At 33.8% G+C, this 23,037-nt stretch carries 24 protein-coding genes; 11 read left to right on the top strand and 13 right to left on the bottom strand.

All coding sequences use genetic code 11. From position 1 onward, the window contains the following. Positions 1-7: 7 nt before the first annotated feature. Positions 8-1,417, bottom strand: coding sequence for an MATE family efflux transporter (locus tag AC3WVZ_RS07545; protein ID WP_000804124.1), 1,410 nt, complete (start codon positions 1,415-1,417; stop codon positions 8-10). A gap of 97 nt (positions 1,418-1,514) precedes the next feature. Beyond that, on the bottom strand, positions 1,515-2,279 hold the full coding sequence (locus AC3WVZ_RS07540) for a DUF2087 domain-containing protein (RefSeq protein ID WP_001280271.1): 765 nt from the start codon (positions 2,277-2,279) through the stop codon (positions 1,515-1,517). Between the two features lie 690 nt (positions 2,280-2,969). On the opposite strand from AC3WVZ_RS07540, the gene AC3WVZ_RS07535 reads away from it, so the two are divergent. Further along, complete coding sequence (locus AC3WVZ_RS07535; protein ID WP_000669069.1) at positions 2,970-3,392, top strand: PH domain-containing protein; 423 nt, start codon at positions 2,970-2,972, stop codon at positions 3,390-3,392. Between the two features lie 95 nt (positions 3,393-3,487). On the opposite strand, the gene fumC is transcribed toward AC3WVZ_RS07535, so the two are convergent. Continuing rightward, a complete protein-coding gene (gene fumC, locus AC3WVZ_RS07530) occupies positions 3,488-4,876 on the bottom strand; it encodes a class II fumarate hydratase (protein WP_000456608.1) in 1,389 nt (462 codons plus the stop codon). Positions 4,877-5,067: 191 nt separating this feature from the next. Here fumC and AC3WVZ_RS07525 point away from each other — a divergent pair, with 191 nt between their 5' ends. Further along, entirely contained in the window at positions 5,068-5,778 is a 711-nt protein-coding gene (locus AC3WVZ_RS07525; RefSeq protein ID WP_000759544.1) for an SDR family NAD(P)-dependent oxidoreductase, read from the top strand. A 16-nt stretch (positions 5,779-5,794) separates the two neighbouring features. Continuing rightward, positions 5,795-6,175 (top strand): MerR family transcriptional regulator, encoded by a 381-nt coding sequence (locus tag AC3WVZ_RS07520; protein ID WP_000291863.1) that lies wholly within the window; start codon positions 5,795-5,797, stop codon positions 6,173-6,175. 40 nt (positions 6,176-6,215) lie between these two features. Here the strand turns inward: AC3WVZ_RS07520 and nhaC are convergent, their stop codons facing one another. From nhaC to AC3WVZ_RS07500, 4 genes are all read right to left on the bottom strand, one after another. Next, positions 6,216-7,619: a Na+/H+ antiporter NhaC gene (nhaC, locus tag AC3WVZ_RS07515; RefSeq protein WP_000843992.1), complete on the bottom strand. Its 1,404-nt coding sequence runs from the start codon at positions 7,617-7,619 to the stop codon at positions 6,216-6,218. Positions 7,620-8,082: 463 nt separating this feature from the next. Further along, the gene (locus AC3WVZ_RS07510) at positions 8,083-8,742 is read right to left on the bottom strand and encodes a class I SAM-dependent methyltransferase (protein ID WP_001104669.1); all 660 of its coding nucleotides are present in this window, start codon (positions 8,740-8,742) and stop codon (positions 8,083-8,085) included. Positions 8,743-8,854: 112 nt separating this feature from the next. Then, positions 8,855-9,739 carry a TIGR03943 family putative permease subunit gene (locus tag AC3WVZ_RS07505; protein WP_000513979.1) on the bottom strand — a complete coding sequence of 295 codons (885 nt, stop codon included), beginning with the start codon at positions 9,737-9,739 and terminating at the stop codon, positions 8,855-8,857. Between the two features lie 13 nt (positions 9,740-9,752). Further along, complete coding sequence (locus AC3WVZ_RS07500; protein WP_171287437.1) at positions 9,753-10,745, bottom strand: permease; 993 nt, start codon at positions 10,743-10,745, stop codon at positions 9,753-9,755. Between the two features lie 168 nt (positions 10,746-10,913). Between AC3WVZ_RS07500 and AC3WVZ_RS07495 the strand changes: the two genes are divergently transcribed. Further along, positions 10,914-12,101 (top strand): GTP-binding protein, encoded by a 1,188-nt coding sequence (locus AC3WVZ_RS07495; protein ID WP_233936240.1) that lies wholly within the window; start codon positions 10,914-10,916, stop codon positions 12,099-12,101. A 35-nt stretch (positions 12,102-12,136) separates the two neighbouring features. Here AC3WVZ_RS07495 and AC3WVZ_RS07490 read toward each other — a convergent pair whose 3' ends face one another. After that, positions 12,137-12,448 (bottom strand): DUF3784 domain-containing protein, encoded by a 312-nt coding sequence (locus AC3WVZ_RS07490; protein WP_017673981.1) that lies wholly within the window; start codon positions 12,446-12,448, stop codon positions 12,137-12,139. 136 nt (positions 12,449-12,584) lie between these two features. Between AC3WVZ_RS07490 and AC3WVZ_RS07485 the strand changes: the two genes are divergently transcribed. Together AC3WVZ_RS07485 and AC3WVZ_RS07480 are read left to right on the top strand one after the other, a co-directional pair. Next, positions 12,585-13,550, top strand: a complete 966-nt coding sequence (locus AC3WVZ_RS07485; RefSeq protein ID WP_033696015.1) for a DMT family transporter — start codon at positions 12,585-12,587, stop codon at positions 13,548-13,550. A 16-nt stretch (positions 13,551-13,566) separates the two neighbouring features. Next, positions 13,567-14,238, top strand: a complete 672-nt coding sequence (locus AC3WVZ_RS07480) for a GntR family transcriptional regulator (protein WP_002040907.1) — start codon at positions 13,567-13,569, stop codon at positions 14,236-14,238. Positions 14,239-14,294: 56 nt separating this feature from the next. On the opposite strand, the gene fbpA is transcribed toward AC3WVZ_RS07480, so the two are convergent. Next, the gene (gene fbpA, locus AC3WVZ_RS07475) at positions 14,295-14,465 is read right to left on the bottom strand and encodes a Fur-regulated basic protein FbpA (protein ID WP_000098303.1); all 171 of its coding nucleotides are present in this window, start codon (positions 14,463-14,465) and stop codon (positions 14,295-14,297) included. Positions 14,466-14,658: 193 nt separating this feature from the next. Next, positions 14,659-15,339, bottom strand: coding sequence for a cation diffusion facilitator family transporter (locus AC3WVZ_RS07470; protein ID WP_233936238.1), 681 nt, complete (start codon positions 15,337-15,339; stop codon positions 14,659-14,661). A gap of 212 nt (positions 15,340-15,551) precedes the next feature. On the opposite strand from AC3WVZ_RS07470, the gene AC3WVZ_RS07465 reads away from it, so the two are divergent. Continuing rightward, on the top strand, positions 15,552-16,625 hold the full coding sequence (locus AC3WVZ_RS07465; RefSeq protein ID WP_205172268.1) for a WD40/YVTN/BNR-like repeat-containing protein: 1,074 nt from the start codon (positions 15,552-15,554) through the stop codon (positions 16,623-16,625). Between the two features lie 39 nt (positions 16,626-16,664). On the opposite strand, the gene AC3WVZ_RS07460 is transcribed toward AC3WVZ_RS07465, so the two are convergent. Beyond that, positions 16,665-17,771: a DUF4179 domain-containing protein gene (locus AC3WVZ_RS07460; protein WP_044306863.1), complete on the bottom strand. Its 1,107-nt coding sequence runs from the start codon at positions 17,769-17,771 to the stop codon at positions 16,665-16,667. Then, positions 17,768-18,334, bottom strand: a complete 567-nt coding sequence (locus AC3WVZ_RS07455) for a sigma-70 family RNA polymerase sigma factor (protein ID WP_063220016.1) — start codon at positions 18,332-18,334, stop codon at positions 17,768-17,770. The genes AC3WVZ_RS07460 and AC3WVZ_RS07455 overlap by 4 nt, the downstream gene beginning before the upstream one ends. Before the next feature lie 261 nt (positions 18,335-18,595). On the opposite strand from AC3WVZ_RS07455, the gene asnB reads away from it, so the two are divergent. Continuing rightward, entirely contained in the window at positions 18,596-20,419 is a 1,824-nt protein-coding gene (asnB, locus tag AC3WVZ_RS07450; protein WP_000333931.1) for an asparagine synthase (glutamine-hydrolyzing), read from the top strand. A 42-nt stretch (positions 20,420-20,461) separates the two neighbouring features. Here asnB and AC3WVZ_RS07445 read toward each other — a convergent pair whose 3' ends face one another. Next, a complete protein-coding gene (locus tag AC3WVZ_RS07445; RefSeq protein WP_002040904.1) occupies positions 20,462-21,289 on the bottom strand; it encodes a PP2C family serine/threonine-protein phosphatase in 828 nt (275 codons plus the stop codon). Positions 21,290-21,410: 121 nt separating this feature from the next. Between AC3WVZ_RS07445 and AC3WVZ_RS07440 the strand changes: the two genes are divergently transcribed. Genes AC3WVZ_RS07440 through AC3WVZ_RS07430 form a run of 3 tightly spaced genes read left to right on the top strand, consistent with a single transcriptional unit; the run spans position 21,411 to position 23,027 of the window. Continuing rightward, on the top strand, positions 21,411-21,821 hold the full coding sequence (locus tag AC3WVZ_RS07440; RefSeq protein WP_000282376.1) for a MarR family winged helix-turn-helix transcriptional regulator: 411 nt from the start codon (positions 21,411-21,413) through the stop codon (positions 21,819-21,821). Next, positions 21,805-22,134, top strand: a complete 330-nt coding sequence (locus AC3WVZ_RS07435) for a DUF3147 family protein (protein ID WP_000545608.1) — start codon at positions 21,805-21,807, stop codon at positions 22,132-22,134. The genes AC3WVZ_RS07440 and AC3WVZ_RS07435 overlap by 17 nt, the downstream gene beginning before the upstream one ends. Beyond that, complete coding sequence (locus tag AC3WVZ_RS07430) at positions 22,095-23,027, top strand: alpha/beta fold hydrolase (RefSeq protein ID WP_205172271.1); 933 nt, start codon at positions 22,095-22,097, stop codon at positions 23,025-23,027. The genes AC3WVZ_RS07435 and AC3WVZ_RS07430 overlap by 40 nt, the downstream gene beginning before the upstream one ends. Positions 23,028-23,037 lie beyond the last annotated feature (10 nt).

The following is a 23,037-nucleotide window of genomic DNA, read 5'->3' as shown; positions in this document are numbered from 1 at the left end:
TTTCTATTTAACTAACTAATCGTGTAATTCGTTTCTTTTGCCATGAAAGCTTATAATATGCATACTGTAATATTAAGCTGACAATAAATGCTGCTGGATACCCGATCCAAATGCCTTCTATTCCAAGACTTGTATGGTAAGAAAGATAATATGCTACGGGTACTTCTACAAGCCAAATTGAAACAACTCCAATAACAGTTGGCCAAAGTACTGTACCGCTCGCTCGCATTGTCGCACTAATAATTTGTGCATGACCGAAAATTAAATAACTCCATAATGTAATCATAACTAAGCTATGAGCAATTTCAATTGTAGTTTGACTCGTTAAAAATAGTGATAAAATGTCTCTTGAGAATACGTAAATAAGAGATATTAACACACCACCGATGACGTAGTTCATAATAATTCCGGCCTTCACAACTTTCTGTAATCGATCAAATTGATTCGCACCAATCGATTGTGCCGCAAAAATGGAAACTGTAATACCAAGGCTAACTGCTGGCATTTGTACATAACTTGCAACTTGATTCACAACGCCGTAAGCAGCTGTTGCATCCGAACCGTAACGATTTACAAATGCGATTACGGCAATTTCAGATAATGAAACTAATATCATATTAATACTCGCTGGAATACCGAGCCTTAGTAATAGCTTTAATAACTCCCCATCCATTCGAAGGTATTTTCTAACCGTTCCATCTAGTTGTAATGGGTGATTTTTCTTCTTTAAATACACAAGCATGACAATAAACGTAATAACTGTAGATATAACAGATGCATAGGCCGCTCCATACACATCTAATTTCGGAGCTCCTAACCATCCAAAAATAAGAATCGGTAATAAGATCATATTTAGCGCTGTACTTACAATTAAAAAGTAAAATGGCGTTTTAGAATCTCCTGTACCTCTCATAAATGTTGTATATGCGAAATATAAAAATAATACTGGCATCGATATAAATAAAATCCGTGCATAATGTACACTTATTTCAATAATATTTTCTGGCGTTCCCATTAGACGCATAATATCCATCGCAAAAATACTGCCTATTATCGCCAACACAACTCCAATAATAAAGGTAAACGTCAACGTCGTACCAACGATAGCTTTTAAACGATCTTCGTTTTTAGCACCAAACGCCTGACCAATTAAAATAGAGCTTCCTGAACCGATACCAATTACAAATGAAACGAGCAAGAAAAATAATGGGAAGAATGCTGATATAGCCGCTAAATCATTAACTCCAAGCCATCTTCCTACTACTACCATACCAAATAATTGTCCAACTGATTGTAGTACATTACTTAATAATAACGGTACTAAAAACATCGACATCGATTTCCAAATCGGTTTACTCTCACTTTCCAACTTATGTGACTCCGCACCTTCTTTATTGTTATCTGCAGGTGGTTTCAAATTTCATTTCTCCTTTTATTAAACATCTATTTTCAATCTCTATCTCTTTGTATAGTTGTTATAATACTGTGCTTCTATTCATTTTCTTTTCGTATGATTATAACTTCACCCAATATTGACTTCCATCGGCTGTTCGATCTAAAAATCCATATTCGATTAAATATCTTCTTAAAGTTACAAAATCAGGGTATACATTTTCTATCACTGTATTTACTTCTTTTTCAGTATACTTTTTATTACTATCAAACTTCTTCACTAAATGGCGCAATATAATTAATTTACGCTTTTGTTTCTTCGGAAATTTAGAGAGAGGTCCATCTAATCCTTCTGTAAAATGAGCTTTTAATACTTCATCATTTTCTTCTTCCGTAATATTGTATCGATCATCCACCATCGTTGCTGTTCTATGAATTGGCACAAATTTCGTTTGTACTTTTGATTTTTCTTCTGATAATTCCATTAGCGCTAAAAATACTTTTGCTTGCTTCATTTTCTCTCGCAGTGTAAATCGATGATTACGAATTGTTGATGTACTTCCGCCATCCATCTCTTTTACAATTTCTTTATCATTCAGTCCCATATGGAAAAACTGAACCATTTTCTTTTGTAAATCCGTTAAACCAGTAAATTTCTTATCCATATTTAACAAATAATCAAACATAGACGTATGCTCATTTTGAATATGCAATTGGACGAACTTCTCTGCTTCATACAAAATTTGGTTATCTTGATAAATAACACCTTTAATAAATGTTTCACCACAAGCTAAGCAAATGTACTCCTCTTTTTCTTCATCAAACACATACCCTTTCTTTAATTCCTCTATTGACGCATCCCAAAACTTCTCTGAAATATCGCTCATACTAAACACTCCTTCAAAATGTTTATTTAAAACCAAACAAATCAATATATCGTTTATTATCACTTCATCATCTTATCACAACACAAACAAACATTTCAACGTTTCGTTTGCCCATTTTATAAACTTTTATAAAAACATCTAACAAAAGGGTTTAATACAACGAAAAGCGAATATGTTTATACAAATTCATTTTATAGGATGTGAAATAGAACATAAATATTCTTTAAGACCCTTAGTTTACCGTTAAACAAATTGCACAGAATACATATGCGATTAGTGAATATGGAACTGGTATTCACTCATTCCAAAACTTCAGTATTCAATTTTAACTAGAAAAAAGATGTTTTCGTATAAGAAAACATCCTTTACTTTTTATATATTCTATTTACAGTCTCTACTAAAACCTTACTTGCTTGTACAAATGTATGCTTTCGATTTCTATCTTCAACAAATTTATTAGCACAACTACTCATAATGATCATACAACTAATTATGACTAACGCTATCTTTCTATTCTTGTAAGTCACTTTATGCCACTCCACTATTACAAAACTTCTTTTGAATTTATCCCATCAAGAAATTTTACATGAATAATAAAACGCGCGAATATGCAATTCTGCATATTCACACGTTTTATCACAATGTTATGATTTAATTTAGTTAAAGAACAAGTATACCGAGGTGACTAACTTGAAATTTAAAGCGAAAAAAAATCCATTCCACGTCATTTTCATTACATTATTTATAATTATTTTTTTCGTTTCGTTATTCTTCCAAAATGAAAATTCTATTTTTTTCACTCTCATGATGCTATTAAATATCGTGAATCTTTCTTCATTCTATTTCTCTCACTACAACATAACGGAATCATCTCTTGTTGTAAAACACGGTTTCATTTTTCATACTGAAATTCCATTTGAAGATATTCGTCACGTTAAATACTCTGGTAAAAAACTTCATTCAAAAAAATGGACTAGACAACAATTAGAAATCCATTACAATTTATTTGACTCAGTGACCACTTTCGTACCACTAGAAGAAGAAAAATTCATTTCACTCTTAAAAGAGAACTGCCCACAGATGAAAGTAATGAATACGCCTGCTAACAAATAATATATTTTGAAGCTTGTAGTATTGCAAGTAGATGAAACATAAAAATGAACATCAAAAAAGCCAAGATTCTATACTAAGAACCTTGGCTTTCTCTATTACTCTTTTGGAGCAATCATTTTCTTTGGATCTACAATTTCATCAAATTGCTCTTCTGTTAGTAGCCCAGATTGCAATGCTGCTTCTTTTAAAGTTAACCCTTCTTTATGAGCATGCTTCGCAATTTTCGCTGCATTTTCATATCCGATATGTGGGTTTAGCGCTGTTACAAGCATTAGTGAACGATTCACATTTTCATTAATTACTTCTTCATCTGCTTCAATACCAACTGCACAATTGTCATTAAACGAAACAATTGCATCCGCTAATAAGTGAGCTGATTGTAAGAAGTTATAAGCAATAACAGGTTTAAATACATTTAACTCAAAGTTACCTTGGCTCGCAGCAAATCCGATTGTTGCATCATTCCCCATCACTTGCGCTACAACCATCGTTAATGCTTCACTTTGCGTTGGATTTACTTTCCCTGGCATAATAGAGCTTCCCGGTTCATTTGCTGGAATAATAATTTCTCCAAGACCACTACGTGGACCACTTGCAAGCCAACGTACATCGTTAGCGATTTTCATTAAATCCGCAGCTAATGCTTTTAATGCACCGTGAGTATATACAACTTCATCATGGCTCGTTAATGCATGGAACTTATTTGGTGCAGAAACAAATTGTTTACCTGTAAATTGACTAATTTCCTCTGATACCATCTCACCAAATTTAGGATGAGCATTGATACCTGTTCCAACCGCAGTTCCACCAATTGCTAACTCTTTCATATATGTATTGCTCTCTGCAATCATACGCTCTGTTTTTTCAAGCATACGGTGCCATCCGCTAATTTCTTGCCCTAAAGTTAACGGCGTTGCATCTTGTAAATGTGTACGACCAATTTTTATAATATGTTCAAATGCAGTTACTTTTTCTGCTAAAGTTTCTTTTAATTTCGTAATTGCTGGTAATACGTGATTTTCTACTGCGATTACACAAGCTACATGAAGCGCCGTTGGAAATGTATCATTTGAACTTTGTGACATGTTCACATCATCATTCGGATGAATATGTACGTCAGATCCCTTCTCTTTCAAAATTTGATTCCCACGATTTGCAATTACTTCATTCACATTCATGTTTGACTGTGTACCACTACCTGTTTGCCATACGACAAGCGGAAAATGTTCATTCCATTTCCCTGCAATCACTTCATCCGCAGCTTCTACAATTGCTTCTGCTTTTTCTTCTGATAGCTTTCCTAATTTTTGATTGCTAAGCGCTGCACTCTTCTTTAAAATTGCAAATGCTTTTACAATTTCAAGTGGCATTTGCTCTGTTCCAATTGGAAAGTTTTCTTTACTACGTTGTGTTTGTGCTGCCCATAATTTATCAGCTGGAACTTTTATTTCTCCTAATGTATCTCTTTCAATTCTGTACTCCATGTTTTCATTCCCTTGAAAATATAATACCTACATCTCTTATAATAACAGACTTTCTCTTAAATGATAAGAATTCTCACTCTTATATATAGATATTCTATATTTATTTTAAAAAATTCCTCTTGACCTAAACTTAAGTTTAGGCTGTATCCTTTCCATTGTAACCTACTATAACACTACTGGAGGAATTCAATATGAAAAAATATGCTTTTATAACAGGTGCAAATAAAGGAATTGGATATGAACTTGTTCGTCAATTAGCAGAAAAAGATTATCACGTATTTTTAGGTGCTCGTAATGAACAACTTGGACAACAAGCCGTAGAATCTTTAAATGTTTCAAACGTTTCCTATATTCAAGTAGATATTTCAAATTCACAATCCATTCAAGAAGCAATAAAGAAAATTTACGAAATGACTGACCACTTACATTTATTAATTAATAACGCAGGCATAGCGCTAGACTTCAATACACTACCTAGTGAATTAAATATTGAAACTTTACGCCAAGGATTTGAAGTTAATTTTTTTGGAACTTTCCAAATGATGCAAGCCTTTTTACCATTATTAAAGAATTCAAGCAACAGTAAAATCATAAATGTAACAACTGACATGGCCTCACTAACAATGTTTGCTAATGGTGAAACACATCCAATTAATACACTAGGATATAATTCTTCCAAAACAGCTATTAATGCTTTAACATTAGCTTTTAGTAAAGAATTTGCCACTAACGGTCCAGAAGTATTTGGGGTAACTCCTGGTTTTACAACTACGGATCTTAATGGAAATTCCCCTGGTGGCCATACAACCACTGAAAGTGCTAAAATTATTATTAAATATGCATTAAGTGAAACAAACTATAATGGTAAAATACTTAACAAAGATGGCATTATACCTTGGTAATAAAAGGATGAATGATATGTATTATACAATTGGGCAAGTCGCCAAAATGCAACATTTAACTATTTCTCAAATACGTTATTACGATAAACAAGGACTGTTTCCTTTTCTGCAAAGAAACGAAAAAGGAGATCGAGTTTTTGATGAAGAAGCACTGAAATATTTAGAAATGATTTTGTGTTTAAAAAACACCAGTATGCCAATTCAAAAAATAAAACAATTTATCGACTGGTCTATGGAAGGAGAATCTACCATCCTTCAAAGGTTAGCATTAATGAAACAACAGGAGACCAATGTCTTACAGCTCATGCAAGACACTGAAAAAAACTTAAAAAAGATACAACAAAAAATTGCTAAATATGAGAATGAAATAACTTCAGCAAATGCTATTAAAAAATAAAAAAATCACCTTCTACATATTGTAGAAGGTGATTTTTATTTTATGATGCTTGCTTTCCTTTATCTGCATCATCTACATACCAGATGAATTTGCCTGTATATCCGTAAATAACTGCTAAAATTAACGATACGAAGCTTAACCACATAAACGGAACGTATGAGAACGTTGCTACACCTAAAATACCAGCCATAAAAATACCATTATCAGACCATGGAACCATACCTGAAGTTAACGTTCCACCTACTTCTGAGTTACGCGCTAATACACGACGGTCTATTTTTAATTTATCATAGCTATCTTCCATAATTTTTGGTGTTAAAATTAGTGATACATACATCGCACAACCAAATATATTAGCTAAGAATGCCACGATTAATGTAGACAATGTTACATTACCTGCAGAATTTAATTTCTTCTCAAATTTTGATACGATTACTTTTAAAACACCTAGTTTTTCAAGTAATCCACCAAATCCTAAACCGAAAATAATAACGGCTACTGAGCCAAGCATGCCGTTAATTCCACCACGGTTTAATAACTTGTCAACAAACTCAACACCAGATTGAATTGAGAATCCGTTATAAGCTGTTCCAATCGCCTCTCCAAAGTTCATCCCTTGGAAAAGAGTTGCCCAAATTGCACCAATTAAAGCTCCCATTGCAATTGTTGGCATAGACGGTTTCTTCATCGCTAATAGAACGATAACAATGACCGCCGGAACAAGCATCCATATTTTAATATCAAATTGCTTTAATAAAGCTTCTTTTAAAAATTCTACTCGATTCAAATCTACATTATCACCGCCATACATCCAACCAGCTACAGTAAACATAATACTAGTAATAATATAAGCCGGAACATCTAATACGAGCATAGCTCGAACGTGAGCAATAACATCTACTTTCGCCATAGAAGCTGCAAGAACTGTGCTATCAGAAAGTGGTGATAATTTATCGCCGAAATAAGCTCCTGAAAGAACTGCACCCGCAACAAGCGGAAGTGGTAAACCAAGTCCTTCACCAATCGCCATCATAGCAATACCTGCTGTTCCCACTGTTCCCCAAGACGTTCCTGTTGCGATAGAAGTTATAGAACAAATAATTAATGTTGCTAATAGGAATATGCTAGGGTGAATAAATTCTAATCCATAATAGATTAATGTTGGTACTACCCCACCAGCAATCCACGTTCCAATTAAAGCACCTACTGCAACTAAAATCAGTATTGCTTCTAATCCGTTAGAAATCCCTTTCGTAATTGCATCTTGCAATTCTTGATAACGAAATCCTAATCTTAATCCAAGCGCAATTACTAAAAACCATGAAATAAATAGCGCTAATTGAATTGGGAGATCAAAAATCGTTTGGAAGGAAAAGACAACAGCAAGAAATAGTAATAAAAGAACTATGATTTCTAGCATCGATGGTAATCTTACACTTTTCATTTTTTTCTCTCCTTACAAGTCGATAACATGACGTATGTCGTCTTACATGTATGTAATATACAATTAGCGAAGACAAAACAAAATTTTCATATTATTTCGATTTATTTTTCCAGTATAATATATTCACAACCCTTTCTATTGTAAAAGTAGATTACGTTTTTCGCAATGAAAAATATAAAAAATGTTGTATTTTTATTTATCCCGATATTTTCGGCCAATAAGACCTCCGCCTTAAAATTCAGTAAGTGCAAAGCACTTAGGTAAGAAATTAACTACTGTAAAATTCCGAATCGATATGAACATATTAAAGCTTCACTTTATTTACAAGGAACAATCCCATACTAACTTTTTTAATATTTGCTGCAACAAAACTTTTTACAACTATCTTAACTTTTTAATTCACACCATTATTTTCTACGCAAAAAATAGGGCACACATCCTTAAAATGATGTATGCCCTATCTTTATTTATACATATTTTGTATTTCTTCTTTATTTTTAAGTATTTCCTCAAACTTATCACTACAACCCTTCGGAAATAACACTCCCAGTCCATATGAATGCGCAAATTGAAAATGAGGGCACTTCGCTTTTACCTCATCCCAAAACTTATACACGCCGAAATCACCACTTCTAACTTCAATATCATGAAATAATACAATACCGTTTTTCGCGACTTTCGGTAGCCATGTATTATAATCGTGAGAAACAGCTTCATACGTATGATAGCCATCAATATGCAAAAGATTTATCGTTTCATCTTGAAACCGGTCTACAGCATCATCAAAAGTAGATCGAATTAAATTTCCTATATTAAGGTAGTTATCGCTCACTACTTTTTCTACTATTTGAAAAACCCCTTCTCCATATGGACCTGTATGCCCATCTCCAGCCCAAGTATCTACTGCAAAGCATTTAGTCGATAACCCTCCATCTTTTACTCCTTGACAAAAACTGAAGAAAGAAGCACCTAGATGTGTACCTAACTCAACTAAAGTTTCCGGTTTTTCAAATCGTACTAAGTCATATGCAAAATCTAAATGTCCACTCCACGCAGATTGTGACCGAATAATAGGACTAAATGTTTCAAATTCAAATGATGGTTTATGAGTAACCCAGTTCATCGCATAACTCCTTCTGCACATATTTTTAACAAACCAAATTACTCTTATCTTTATTTTTTTATTGCCATGATTATGATTCTATTTCATGAAAATATGAAGAATTTATTCTTTTCTATTGAGGTAAAGCATCATATACATATGGGTCAGTTGGCTTATTAATTTTCTCGATTTTGTTTACTTTTACAAGTGGAAAGACTGTTCCTTTATATGTCGTTTCATCTAATAATCCTGTTATTTTCACCCATGTTTCTTCTGGAATTTTTTCAATATTTTTCCCGGTAACAATCATCCCCCAGACTGATGCATCCGCAATACAACAAGTTATACCATATCGAGCCACTACTGCTTTATTACCCGTCACATCTTTATCCTTATATATAAACCCTAAGAATGTAATTTCTTTCCCTTTAAACCAATTGACATTTTGACCAATTACATTCATTGTTTGAACATAATCCTTATCCTTTACTTGTAGTTTACGCTGTCCTAACATACTTTTTACTACTTGCTCTTCCGTTTTATAAGTCGTTGCTAAATTTGATGTTTCTTCTGGATCAACTGATACTTCTCGCCCATCAAACTTAACCTGTTTCCCCTCTTTTTCGTTTCTTTCTAGACTTCTCGACTGTACACTTTGATTCATACCCCTTTTTCCTGCTAAACTTCCATCAATTGTTACACTTCCAAAGAGAAAAGCACTAACTATCGGAACGACAAATAAAACATATACAAAGAAACTTTTTATCCCTGATTTTGATGTTGTATGATGTTTACAACAATTACAATCATGCTGTTTTTCTCTTCCATCTCTCCAAACCTGTACAATACCAAAAATTAAAATTACTACAAAAGCTATATACGTAAATTTGATCATTTTTGGAGCGATAAAATTATAAATATTCCCTGTTACAAGTAGTTTAAATAAGAGCATTGCTAAACCAATTAAAATAATGCCACGAATATAGCAATGATATGCCTTCTGCTCCTCTTTCCCCATTCTTTCTCACCTCCTATAACATTATGATTTGCAGGATGGTATACACAGATATAATGACAATTCCTATCAAAAAGAATACAAATCTCTTTTGAAAATATGCAAATAGCATTAACGTATTTTTCATATCAAGCATAGGCCCAAACACAAGAAATGCGAGAAGTGCCTTTACCGAGAAAACATGTCCAAAAGATGCCGCTATAAAAGCATCGGCTGCAGAGCAAATTGATAAAACATAACCAAATCCCATCATAATAAAGGGGGCAATTACTTCGTTATGTGCTACTGCATCCAGTACATTCCGATCAAAAAACGTTTGAAATACACTTGCTAAAAAAGCACCAATCAATAAATACTTACCAGTATCAAAAAACTCATCTACAATGTGATTCATAACATCTTTCCAACTCTTTTTATTGCTTGTTTGAACTGAAACCTCTACATCTTTTAAAACATTTCTTTCGCGATAGCAATAATACACAATTAGACCTATGAATAGAGCAACTAAAATTGTTATCCCAAAGCGTGCATATACAACGTAATCATTTTTTGGAAACGCATATACAGTAGATAAAAGAACAACTGGATTCATAATGGGTGCACTCAGTAAAATAACAATGCCTACATGAAGTGGCAACCCCTTTTGAATGAGCCTTCTTACAATTGGTATAATGACACATTCACACATTGGAAAAAGAACTCCCACAAATACTGCCGGAATCATTGCAACAATCGGAGATTTCGGCAGTACTTTTTGAATCATATCTTCCGTCACAAACACTTGAATACATGAAGAAACAATTACCCCTAATAAAATAAAGGGTATTGCTTCAAAAATGATACTTAAAAATACTGTATTCACATTCAACCATTCCTGTGGCATATTTTTGTGCAAATTTGCTAGACTTGTAAAATCTACAAAAAATAATAAAAAGAGAAACATAGCGATAAGAGCTATGCCTACTAATTCTTTTGAAACTCTATTAAAGACCAAGCTTCTCGCCTCCATTTTATTTATATGTAAACATGTGCTTGTCCAAATGCTCCATACTACAGCACAAATTTTATAGTCTATTTCTATTCTTAAATCGTAATCATTATGATTTATTCTTGCTTTTTCTTTTCCTATCGTTTAATATAAAACGTAATCATTACGATTTAAAGGAGAGATCATTTCATGAAAAAAGTACCTATCACTGTATTAAGTGGTTTTTTAGGATTTGGAAAAACTACCTTACTACATCACATTTTGACTAATAAGAATAACTTAAAAGTAGCTGTTATCGTTAATGATATGAGCGAAGTAAACATTGATGCATCTCTTATAAAAAAGGGTGGTTTTTCACGTACGGAGGAAAAACTAGTAGAAATTCAAAATGGCTGTATTTGTTGTACACTACGAGAAGATTTAATGATAGAAGTGAATCGTCTTGTGGAAAATGGTGATATTGACTATATTATTATTGAATCTTCTGGTATAAGTGAGCCTATTCCAGTTGCTCAAACGTTTACTTATACAGACGAAGTTCTTAACATTGATTTAACGAAAAATTGTCGCCTCGATACGATGGTTACAGTTGTAGATGCAAACAGATTTTGGGATGATTTTGCAGATGGAGAAAGTTTATTAGACCGAAAACAAGCAATCGATGAGAATGATACCCGGGAAGTTATTGATTTATTAATAGATCAAATTGAATTTGCAAACGTAATTATTCTTAATAAGATAGATTTGCTAGAAAAAGAAGATGTGATAGAGCTTCATCATTTACTAAAAAAATTAAATCCTAATGCAAAAGTTCTTGAATCTTCGTTTAGCAAAGTACCATTACAAGAAATTTTAAACACAAATCTATTTAATTATGAAGAAGCCGGTCAATCGGCCGGCTGGATACAAGAATTAAATAGTGACTATCATACACCGGAAACGGAAGAATACGGTATCAATTCCTTTGTTTACCGCCGCAAATATCCTTTCCATCCCGAGCGCCTTATGAATTGGCTAGAAAAATGGCCTTTAGATGTTGTAAGAGCGAAAGGATTCTTCTGGCTGGCATCTCGTAATAATATGATAGGGCTTCTATCTCAAGCAGGTTCCTCTATTACAATTCAAGGAGCCGGTGAATGGATAGCCGCATTACCTGAAACTGAAAGAAATCAAATGATTGCAGAAGAACCAGAAGTATTAAAAAACTGGGACGAGCGATATGGAGATCGAATAACTGAGCTCGTATTTATCGGTATTGATATGAATCGTTCTGTGATTGAACAATCATTAGATGATTGTCTATTAACAGAAAAGGAAATGGGACAAAAGTGGAATACATTTATTGATCCTATTCCGGCTTTTACTTATACTTCATAATAATTAATAAAAGGCTTCAGTAGAATGAAGCCTTTTTACTTTATAGCACTCTTATTTAGTAGGTTTGCTTTAATTATAAATACAATTGTACCTAAAACAATTAATATAACATATACGATACCAACTACATCCCCTATTTTTTCTAAGCCAAGCGGTAATATTATAGTAGCAACTCCAACTATATAAGAAAATGCTCCTGAAAGCTTCGCTAATTTATTTTTATCTCCAACAAACGTTTCTTCTTGATATCCTGCTAACAAAAACAACCTCTTTTTCACATGTATTTGATACCCTAAAAAAATGATAAGTAACCCAACAAATAAACAAACTAAAAATCCAGCTAACATATACTCCCCCTCCTCTACAATATTTTACTATACATAAAAAATAAAATTAGAAATTTCAGTTTATTAACGAGTTATTCTGTGATATATTGCATATTGTATTCAATTTATATTTTTAGAAAGGAGAATTTTAAATCATATGGATTCAAATCGATTAAAAGGAATTATAATGGTCATAATCGGTGCTTGTTTATGGGGCTTGTCTGGTACAGCTGCACAACAGCTTTTTCAATATGACAATGTTTCAACCGAATGGTTAGTTACGATCCGTTTACTTATATCTGGAATTATTTTGCTCATTATTTCCTCATTCGGAACGAGAAAAAAAGAGATATTTGGCATTTGGAAACAAAAATCTGATGCTATTAAAATGATTTTGTTTGGTCTATTCGGTATGCTTGCTGTACAGTATACGTATTTCGCTTCAATTAAAGAGGGAAATGCTGCCGTGGCAACATTATTACAATATTTAGCTCCTATATTCATCACTGTATACTTACTTTTCAAATGGAACGTTCGTCCATCAAAAATTGATTTCATTTCAATTACCCTTTCATTAGCAGGCACTTTTCTCTTACTAACAAACGGGTCTGTTCATAACTTGGCTGTTTCTACACCAGCTATTATTTGGGGTATTTTATCTGGATTATCTCTCGCTTTTTATAGTTTATATTCAAAGGAATTGTTAGAAAAATGGTCTTCCTCCGTTATCGTTGGATGGGGCATGATTATTGGGGGTATTGGTGTAACGATTGTACACTTTATTTCTACAAACGAATTCATTTTATTATCAACTATGAAATATGTAAAACTAAGTACCCTACCGCTCATCACATTTGTCGTCATTTTCGGGACACTTATTGCCTTTTATTTATACTTAGACAGCATACGATACCTGACTCCGAAAGAAACAACATTATTTGGTTGCACAGAACCACTCGCAGCTATTATTTCTTCTGTACTTATATTGCACGTGCCATTTCAATCTTTTCAGTTATTAGGCGCTTTTTGTGTCATTGTAATGGTGCTCATCTTAAGCCAAAAGCCGGATGAAGGGAAACAAAAATTAAAGCTTGTTCATGCAAAAAAGGAAAATATACAATGAAAGGATTGAATTCACTATGCCTGTCCCTCAAAATTATAAAAAACCAGGAAGAATTTCAGCAAAATCACTCGTTTTAAATCAACTACAAAATTGGATTATTGAAGGTGTACTGAAGCCCAATGAAAAAATTAATGATGGGGAATTGGCTGAGGCACTAGGAGTAAGCAGAACACCTGTAAGAGAAGCACTTCAAATATTAGAGCTTTCTGGATTAGTGGAAATGGTACCAGGGCAAAAAACAAAAATTGCTCCTATTAAGTTAGACGACGTATCTATCATTTATGAAACGATGGCTGGTCTTCACTCTATTATAGGAAAGCAAGCTCTTCAAAACATTACAGACGCTGATATTCAAATACTTTCTGAAATAAATGATCATTTTCAGCACTCTATAGAGAAAAAAAACGCAAAACAAGCTTTAAAATTAGATATACAATTCCACAATACAATTTCTTCTATTGCTAAAAACCAATATATTGAACCCTTTCTAGAAAATATGCAACTTCACGTTTTACGTCTTGAATATTTGTTTTTCCAAAATTTTGTTCCAGCAAGTCAATCTATTGAAGAACATCACTCTATCATTCAAGCATTACAGAAGCAGGACGAAAAACAAATGGAACAAATAATGACCCAAAACTGGCTCCGTCCCATGAAAGAAATACAAAAAATAATTTCTACGAAATAAAAGGAGAGCTGGTTACACAAAATCGTAACCAGCTCTCCTTTGACTAATCTATATAGCTATGCCTGAACATTTGCATAATCTTCCATATCTTCGTACTCTTTTTCCAATTCCTCTAAAGACAGCTCGTATAATTGTCGGTCGCGAATCTTAAACACACCTGCTCCAATTAACTCATCAATTAAATGCCTCTTACGATTTTCAACAGCAAAACGGAGTTGACTACTCATCTTTAAAAAAACTCCTTTCTACGATCATTGAAAATGATAATCTTTATCAATTACCACTTTTGATTATAAAAGATGACTCTTTATAAGTAAAGTAATTTCATGAAATATTTACCTTGCAAAGTATTTGTGGCCACATTATATATATGTATGCCGTGCGAAAAATGTTATGACACTTTTTCTTATCCTTTTTCTTTCATACTTTGCAAGTTGTCTCATCGTGATGAAATTCACCATCTATTTCTACTTGAATGGTGACATGTTCTACATGAAATTTCTCCTTTAATACATACGTAGCCTCTTTTAATACACTTTGCGTTTCATTCCCTTTAATAATAAGATGACATGTTAATACTTGAAAATCTGATGTGACAGACCATATGTGCAAATCATGAACTTCTTTGACAATCGGAATATTTAATAACGTACTTTTTACCTCTTCAACATTTATGTGCTGTGGTGCACCTTCCATTAATATATGAACCGTATCACGTGTTACACGCCATCCACTAATAATGAGCATCCCATTACTAGCAATCTCAACTGGTTCTTTAAAACGACGGATTGCTTCAATAAAAATGTATACCGAAATGACAATAAGAACGACACCGTTACATAATGCTGCTAACATTTCGACTCGCTTATACCCGTATGTTTTCGCAGTTGTTGCTGTTTTTTCTCCGAGCTTAAACGCAAGTAAACTTAAAGCTAAAGATACTGCATCACTTAGCATATGCCCCGCGTCAGATAGTAGTGCTAAGCTATTTGTTACAAAGCCACCAACAACTTCTGCAATCATAAAACTTGTTGTTAGTAGGAAGGCAATTAGTAATGCCTTTTTATTTTTTGAATGACCATGATCATGCAAATGTCCCATACTTATACTCCTTTAAGTACAATATCTGTATGTTAGTATGAAACAAACTCCCCATCTTTATCCCGAATCGACTGATTGTAAACGCCCGCTTCCTCTGTATACACACTTCGCTACTTTTTAGACAATCCCTTTTTCTCAAATAAAAACAAGACTACTTCTTTTTTATTTTCATATTGTTTACTAATGAAAGACTTTTTAAGGAGGTTACTAAAATGAAACGTTTATTTCTCTGTATGGAACGTGAACTTGTTGTAGTGAAAGAACAATATGATAACTATGAAACGACTTACCACTTACAAAATATGCAACCTACCTGTATTGCTGTTGATCCGTTCCGCCCAAACCGTGTATATTGCGGAACATTTGGACGAGGTCTATGGTTAAGCGACGATAGCGGGGATTCATGGAGACCCATTGGAGATTCTTATCGTTACTTTGATTTCCCTAAAGAAGATGGTATTTTGCACTCCTCTATCACTTCCATAACAATAAGCTCAAATGAACAAGTGAACGGATATGGGGTCGTTTATGTCGGCACAGAACCGAGCGCTTTATTTCGCTCTGAAAATGGTGGTGAAACGTGGACTGAACTTAAAAATATGAAATCATTATTATCTTCTTATACGTGGGCTTTCCCGCCTAGACCTTTTACCCATCACGTACGCTGGATTACAGTTGATCCAAACAACCCTAATACAATACACGTTTCAATCGAAGCTGGTGCTGTTATTCAAAGTAATGATAAAGGGCATACATGGATTGATAAAAAATTCGGTGCTCCTATCGATGCTCATCAATTACTTATGCACCCTGAAGCACCAAATCGTCTTTATGCATCATGTGGTGACGGATTTATGGGCGGACCTGATCGTGCATATCTTGAAAGTTATAACAATGGAAACAGCTGGATCTCATGTAGTGAAGGACTTGAACATCATTATTTATACAGCATGGCAATTGATCCAGCTGATTGTGATACGATTCTCGTTTCTGCCGCACCAAGTGCTGATCTCGCTCATCACCGTATCCCTTATGAATCTTATATTTATCGAAAAACGAAAGATACTCCTTTCCAGCAAGTACAACAAGGACTACCATCTGCAATCGGTACAGTCATTTCGATGTTTGCTACAAACGAAGCCGAACCACATACGTTCTACACGTTAAATAACAATGGCGTCTTTCAATCCAATGATAGCGGCGAATCGTGGGAACAACTAAATATTCCGTGGAAAGATGAATATAAAACGCAGCATCCGCATGCATTACTTGTTACTACTCCTTAACGAAAAAAAGACTGCCTAATGTTTTAGGCAGTCTTTTTTTTATTTCTTTAAATCAATGACGATATCATCTAACACAATATCTTTACTCTTCGCTTCTTTTTTCGGCACTTCTATTTTCTTCTCTTTTCCATTCACATACTCTACTCCACCATGATTTTCAGGTGTATGAACTCGCAAGTGTACACGAGGTGTAACGATAAGCTTTGTTGCATTTTCGTTTAACTTTTGGAATGTAGAACTCCAACTACTTTTGTGCGGTTCGGCTACTGTACTAGTTCCGCCATTTCCTTCACCAGCATATTTATTTCCTAAATCATCTTTTATTTCTAATTCCACATCAGCGCTATCCCATATACTTCTTAATACTTTAGATTCTTCCTGATTGAAAAAAACGATAAATGACATCGGAGTTACTTCCATTTTGTCTATATTTACTTTTATTAATTCATTTTCAGAAACCCTATTAACCTTTACTTCTTTACTCTCCATTGCTTTTAAACTAAGTGCGAAGTTCCAATTCCCCTTAATTGAATTACCTTTATAATCCAACTCAATCTCTTCCATATTCCACCAAACGTTTGCAACATCTAACCTTTTACTACTATTACCACTCATCGTAGTCATACCTACGTACTTTTTCTCTCCAACTTTTGTTACTTGAGAGCTTCCTCCCCCGCCATTAAACCCCATCACCTGCGGATATCCAAATATATTTGGCTTCTCACCTAAATCTTTATCACTCTCAATAGAGTATGTGATTGTGATTGTTCTACCATCGAACACAGCATCATTAATTGTAACCTTAACCCCATTACTCTCCCTTGTCATATTCAACTCAGTCGAAAACTCTTTATAATTTTCATATAACCCTGTTCTACCATTATCTAAAAATCGGAATATGTCCCCTACAATTGGCAATCCCCCCGCATATGTAGGAAATCCGATACCGAGTGTTGCAACTGATAATCCTACTAAAATAGATGCAGCAGCCACACCTTTTTTCCAACTTTTCATCTTTTTCTTCGTACGTATCGATTGTTTTACATTTCGTTTTACTTTTTCCTTTTCAATTTCAGAAGCCTCAATTTCTTCTAGTTCTTTTTCGTCTATATCAATATCATTTAATAGTTCATAAATGTCTTTCATATTGCACTACCTCCAAAACTAATATTCGTAGCATTTTGTTGTAGTTTCTTTTTCCCACGGTACACTCGATTATCAATTGCTGCCCGAGTTAATCCTAACTTGTCACCTATTTCCTCTGTCTTCATACCAAGTAAATATTTCATAATGAACACCTTTTGATCTAGCGGTTCTAATTGATTAATGAGCTTCAATAATTCTTCCCTATCTTCCATAACGATTAATTCGTCTTCTGCTGATTTTTCTGTACTGATATGAAGCTCATCTGAAATGATTTCTACTGTTTTAGTAGATTTCCGGTAATAATCAATTGCTTTAAACTTTGCAATCGCTGCAATCCACTTTTTAAAATCACTCGGCTCTCCATGAAACTTATTTGCATTATTCCAAATAGATAGGAAAATATCATTTACACATTCCTCTATCAATCCATCATTTTGAACTGGAAAAAGAACTTTATGCGTGATTCCCTTTATGAGTGGTAAATATGTATCGACAACAAATTCTAGCGCATCTTCTTTTTGCCGCTGTAATCTTTTTATATAATTTTTCTCATTTGATTTCATGTAGCGATTCCCCTTATTGTTTTGTAAAAGCTTTTACACCCTATATAACGTCTGAGAAAATTTTTTCTCTCATCTTTTTATTTTTTGTATGTAATGGAATACTTTCCCTTAGCCATTGTCTCACATAACTATGCGTTCAAAGAAAATTTTCTCAAGTCTGTAATTTAATTCATGTAGTACACTATTTATATAGTCACTTTTTAACTTAGTGTACATTTTATTTCGTTAATCTACTATTTTAATTTAGGAGATGAGATGTGTATGTGTGGAATTACAGGTTGGGTAGATTGGAAGGAAGACCTTTCAAATCAACATGTTATTTTAAAAAAGATGGCAAATAGTATTGAGCATCGTGGTCCAGATGCTGAAGGATTTTGGTTTTCACCTCATGCGGCCTTTGCACACCGGCGTTTAATTGTAATTGATCCAGAAGGCGGGACACAGCCGAAGACATTCCGTGCTGGTGATTATACGTATGCTCTTACCTATAATGGAGAAATTTATAATTTCCGTGAACTTAAAGAGCAGCTTCAAAAATGTGGGCATGCATTTGAAACCCATTCAGATACAGAAGTATTACTACATGCTTATTTAGAATGGAAAGAAGACTGCGTGCGATATTTAAACGGAATTTTCGCTTTTGCCTTATGGGATGATCAGAAGCAACAATTGTTTTTAGCACGAGATCATTTAGGTGTAAAACCACTCTTTTACACAGAAAGAAATGACAGTATTATTTTCGGCTCTGAAATTAAAGCATTATTAGCGCATCCATCTGTCCCTGCTGAACTTGATGCGGGTGGAATAAATGAAATATTTGGATTAGGCTTATTTCGCACTCCAGGATGTGGCGTCTTTAAACATATTCAAGAAGTACGTGCTGGACATTCTATAACATTTACACGTCATAAAAAAGTAGTTACGAAGTATTGGAATTTAGAAAGTAAGTTCCATACAGACTCTATAGAAGATACATCTTCGCATATTTTATCTATTTTACAAGATACAGTAAAAAGACAATTAATTGCCGATGTTCCTCTCGTTTGTATGTTATCAGGCGGATTAGACTCTAGCGGTATTACTGCACTTGCGGGTAAAGAATTTGCTGCGGAAAATAAAACACTTCATACGTATTCCGTTGACTTTGTAAATAGTGCAAAAGATTTCGAGCTGACATTTGCTCGCACTGGTTTAGACGCTCCTTGGGTAAAACGCGTTTCTGAACATGTAGGGACAGCGCATCATGATATTATTGTGAATGCTGAAGAATTAGCAAATCACTTATTCGTTCCCCTTCATGCGAAAGATTTACCGAGTGCTGGTGAAATGGAAACTTCACTATATTTACTATTTTGCGAAATGAAAAAAGATGCGACCGTAGCTTTATCCGGTGAATCGGCTGATGAAGTATTCGGTGGATACCCTTGGTTTCATCAAGAAGAATTACTATATGTAGATAAGTTTCCTTGGCTAACAAATTGGAAAAATACATCTCCTCTTCTACTAAATGAAGTAAGTAACCAATGTAATCTAGAAAACTATATTGATACACGATTCCAAGAAGCGATACTTGAAGTACCTACTCTTGAAGGGGAAAGTAAAAAATCCGCGAAACAACGCCAAATGTTTTATTTATTTTTAACACGATTCCTTCCTTTCTTACTTGACCGTAAAGATCGTATGAGTATGGCTGTTGGATTTGAAGTTCGTGTACCGTTTTGCGATTATAGATTAGTTGAATATTTATGGAATGTTCCTTTCAACATAAAAAGTATTGATAATATTGAAAAAGGCATTTTACGTAGAGCACTACAACCAGCTTTACCTGACGATGTACGTAATAGAAGAAAAAGCGCTTATCCAACTTCACAAGATCCACACTACTTACAAACAATCCGTAATTTAACACTTGATATGTGTAGCAATAAAAACAATCCTATTTTCTCACTTATTAACCATTCCATCTTACTTTCAATTGCTGATCAAAGTAATAAAGAGATTAACAATTTTGAAGCAAGAAGTGCCATGGAGTATATGCTACAAGTAAATGAATGGTTAAAAACATATCACATCCATATTGCTTAACAAAAAGGAGTTCAAGGATAAAAACCTTGAACTCCTTTTATACTAATTAGCACATTGTTTATTATCAGTATCAATAGACCATCCAATAATCGTGGCACAGTCTCTACCTTTCCACTGCAGTACATTTGTTAATACGGGCTCAATCTGCAAGCTATTTCCGTCGTGTAATATTTCTACTAAAGATTGATCATCATCAAACCTTCGTTTGTCACACTCTAAAATACCGTCCGTTGCCATTACAATGTGATTCATTCCTTTTTCTAATCCTCTTACCCCTGACGTAAAGCAAGGTGTATTTGCTGCAAAAATATTTTTCCTGCCAATATATTCGTAATTCTTCCGTTTATTTAATCGCCCTTTTCCATTTTTCGTTTTCTCAGAATGGAATAAATACGCGAAACAATCACCAACTGATAACCAATATAAAAATTCGCCTTTTCGTAAACAAATTAAGCAAGCGAGTTCCTCATCATCTTGATCACACTTTTTAATAAATAACTCATCTGTAAATAACGCTAATAAGTACATATGTGTATGATGGAAAGCTAAATGTATTGGATATGAGAATAACTCTTTTAGTTTTTCTTTTCTTTCCGAAATCGCTTCTATTATATAATCTATATTTTTTGTTTTGTGATGTGTATCAAAAATCATAACAAATTCAAATTGTAATTCTGGATCCCACCAAGCCAGCACCGCATCTCCTCGTTCATATGCATCACTCTCTTGATTTCCCCCATATACGCCGACTGAAAGAGGACCACATTTTTCAACATGTATTTCATCTACATACATCTGTTCATGACTAATCCATTTGAATGTATTCACAGCTATCATCCTCTCTCTTGCTAAATGTATACCTTTACACATAGATTACCTTATATTTCAATAAAAATAAACTTTTTCAACATTTTTTATCCAAATAAAAGGGTTTTATTTCTGAAATCACGAATATATCTTACTATACGATATAAAAAGGAGATTTATTATTATGTACAACATTAATCAACATTGGGAGAGCATTTATTATCACTTACGATACGAATACGAGGACAACCTTTCCCACCAAGCAATTCGTATTTTACAAATCGTTTCTCGTGAGAAAGATATAACAATTGGAAAAGTCGCTACTGAGCTTAGTCTTTCTCATAACACAGCATCTGAACATATAAAACGCCTTATTCAAAAGGGTTTCATCGTTAAAGAGAGAAATAAAAAAGATGAAAGAGTGGTAAACCTTACATTAACAATTGAAGGAATTGAAGTATTAGAAAAACATACTTTACTAGATAAAGAAAAGATAAAAATATTAGAATCACAGTTATCAACAGAAGAACAACAATTAATTGAAAAAGCATTTTCCTTATTAGCGAAGGAGGCAAAATATGCATTTCCTCGTTAAAATAATCGTTTCGGCACTTATTATCGGCGTTATCACTGAAGTCGCTAAACATTACAGTACGATAGGTGGCTTTATTGCTGCCCTTCCTCTCGTGAGTTTACTTAGTTTATTTTGGATTTCATTCGAAGGCGGAAATAAACAAGAATTGAGTCAATTTGCTTTAGGGGTATTATATGGATTCCCCGCATCAGCACTACTATTATTTATTGTCTATATTGGTTTAAAAAATTCATTTACACTTAGTACATCTGTCCTACTTGGTATAGGTGTTTGGTGTATCGTTTTTGCTTGTCAAAAATTATTTCAAGCTTAGGAGGAATTAACATTCATAAATTTGTAGAAATAATGGGGCAAAATATAGAAGTACATATAAAAGGAGATGGTAAACAAACTGTAGTCATTCAAACCGGAATGACTTGCTCATTTTATGATTGGTTTCCTATTATAGAAAAGCTTTCAGAGCACTTTACAGTTGTTTCATACCATCGCCCAGGTTACGGAAAAAGTGATTTAGGCAATCAGCCGCGTACAATAAGGCAAGTTACAAAAGAGCTACATATGTTACTAAACAAACTAGCTATTCAAGAACCATTTATTCTAATCGGTCATTCCTATGGAGGATTATGTGCACAACATTTTGCGATGTTACATGAAGATAAGCTGCAAGCACTTATTTTAGTTGATTCTACTTCGATGAACTTACACCGTTTAGATGAACTTCATTTACCAATTTCTGATCAAACTGATTCTGATGATGTTTGGTTTCAAAAATATAATATGTATTCAAAAATGGATGTAGACACACTTTATAACGAACTAAAACCTATTCTCACCGATCAATCAAAACAGCAAATTGAATTCTCTACCTCGCCTTCATTATATAAAGCGACAGCTTCTGAACTATCGGAGTGGAAAAACTGTGCTCTCTCACTAAAAGAGATATGTAAAACATTAGAAATACCATTAATCGTTATCGGTAGAGATCCTCAATATTCTATTACTCAATTGACTAATGGTGGCATGCCAAAAGAGGAAGCAACACAACTTGAAGCAATGTGGCAAGAACTAATTCACGAACAATTACACCTCTCAACTAACAGCCAATATATTCTTGCCGAACATGCTAGTCACGGTATAGAAAATGATCGACCAGATATTATTATTGAGGCGATTCATTTCTTACAAATAAAAAAAGGAAGCAACTAAAGCTGCTTCC

The sequence above is a fragment of the Bacillus sp. CPT56D-587-MTF genome (genome assembly GCF_058792335.1).
The sequence above is the reverse complement of the archived record's forward strand: the minus strand, read 5'-3'. Positions and strand labels throughout refer to the sequence as shown.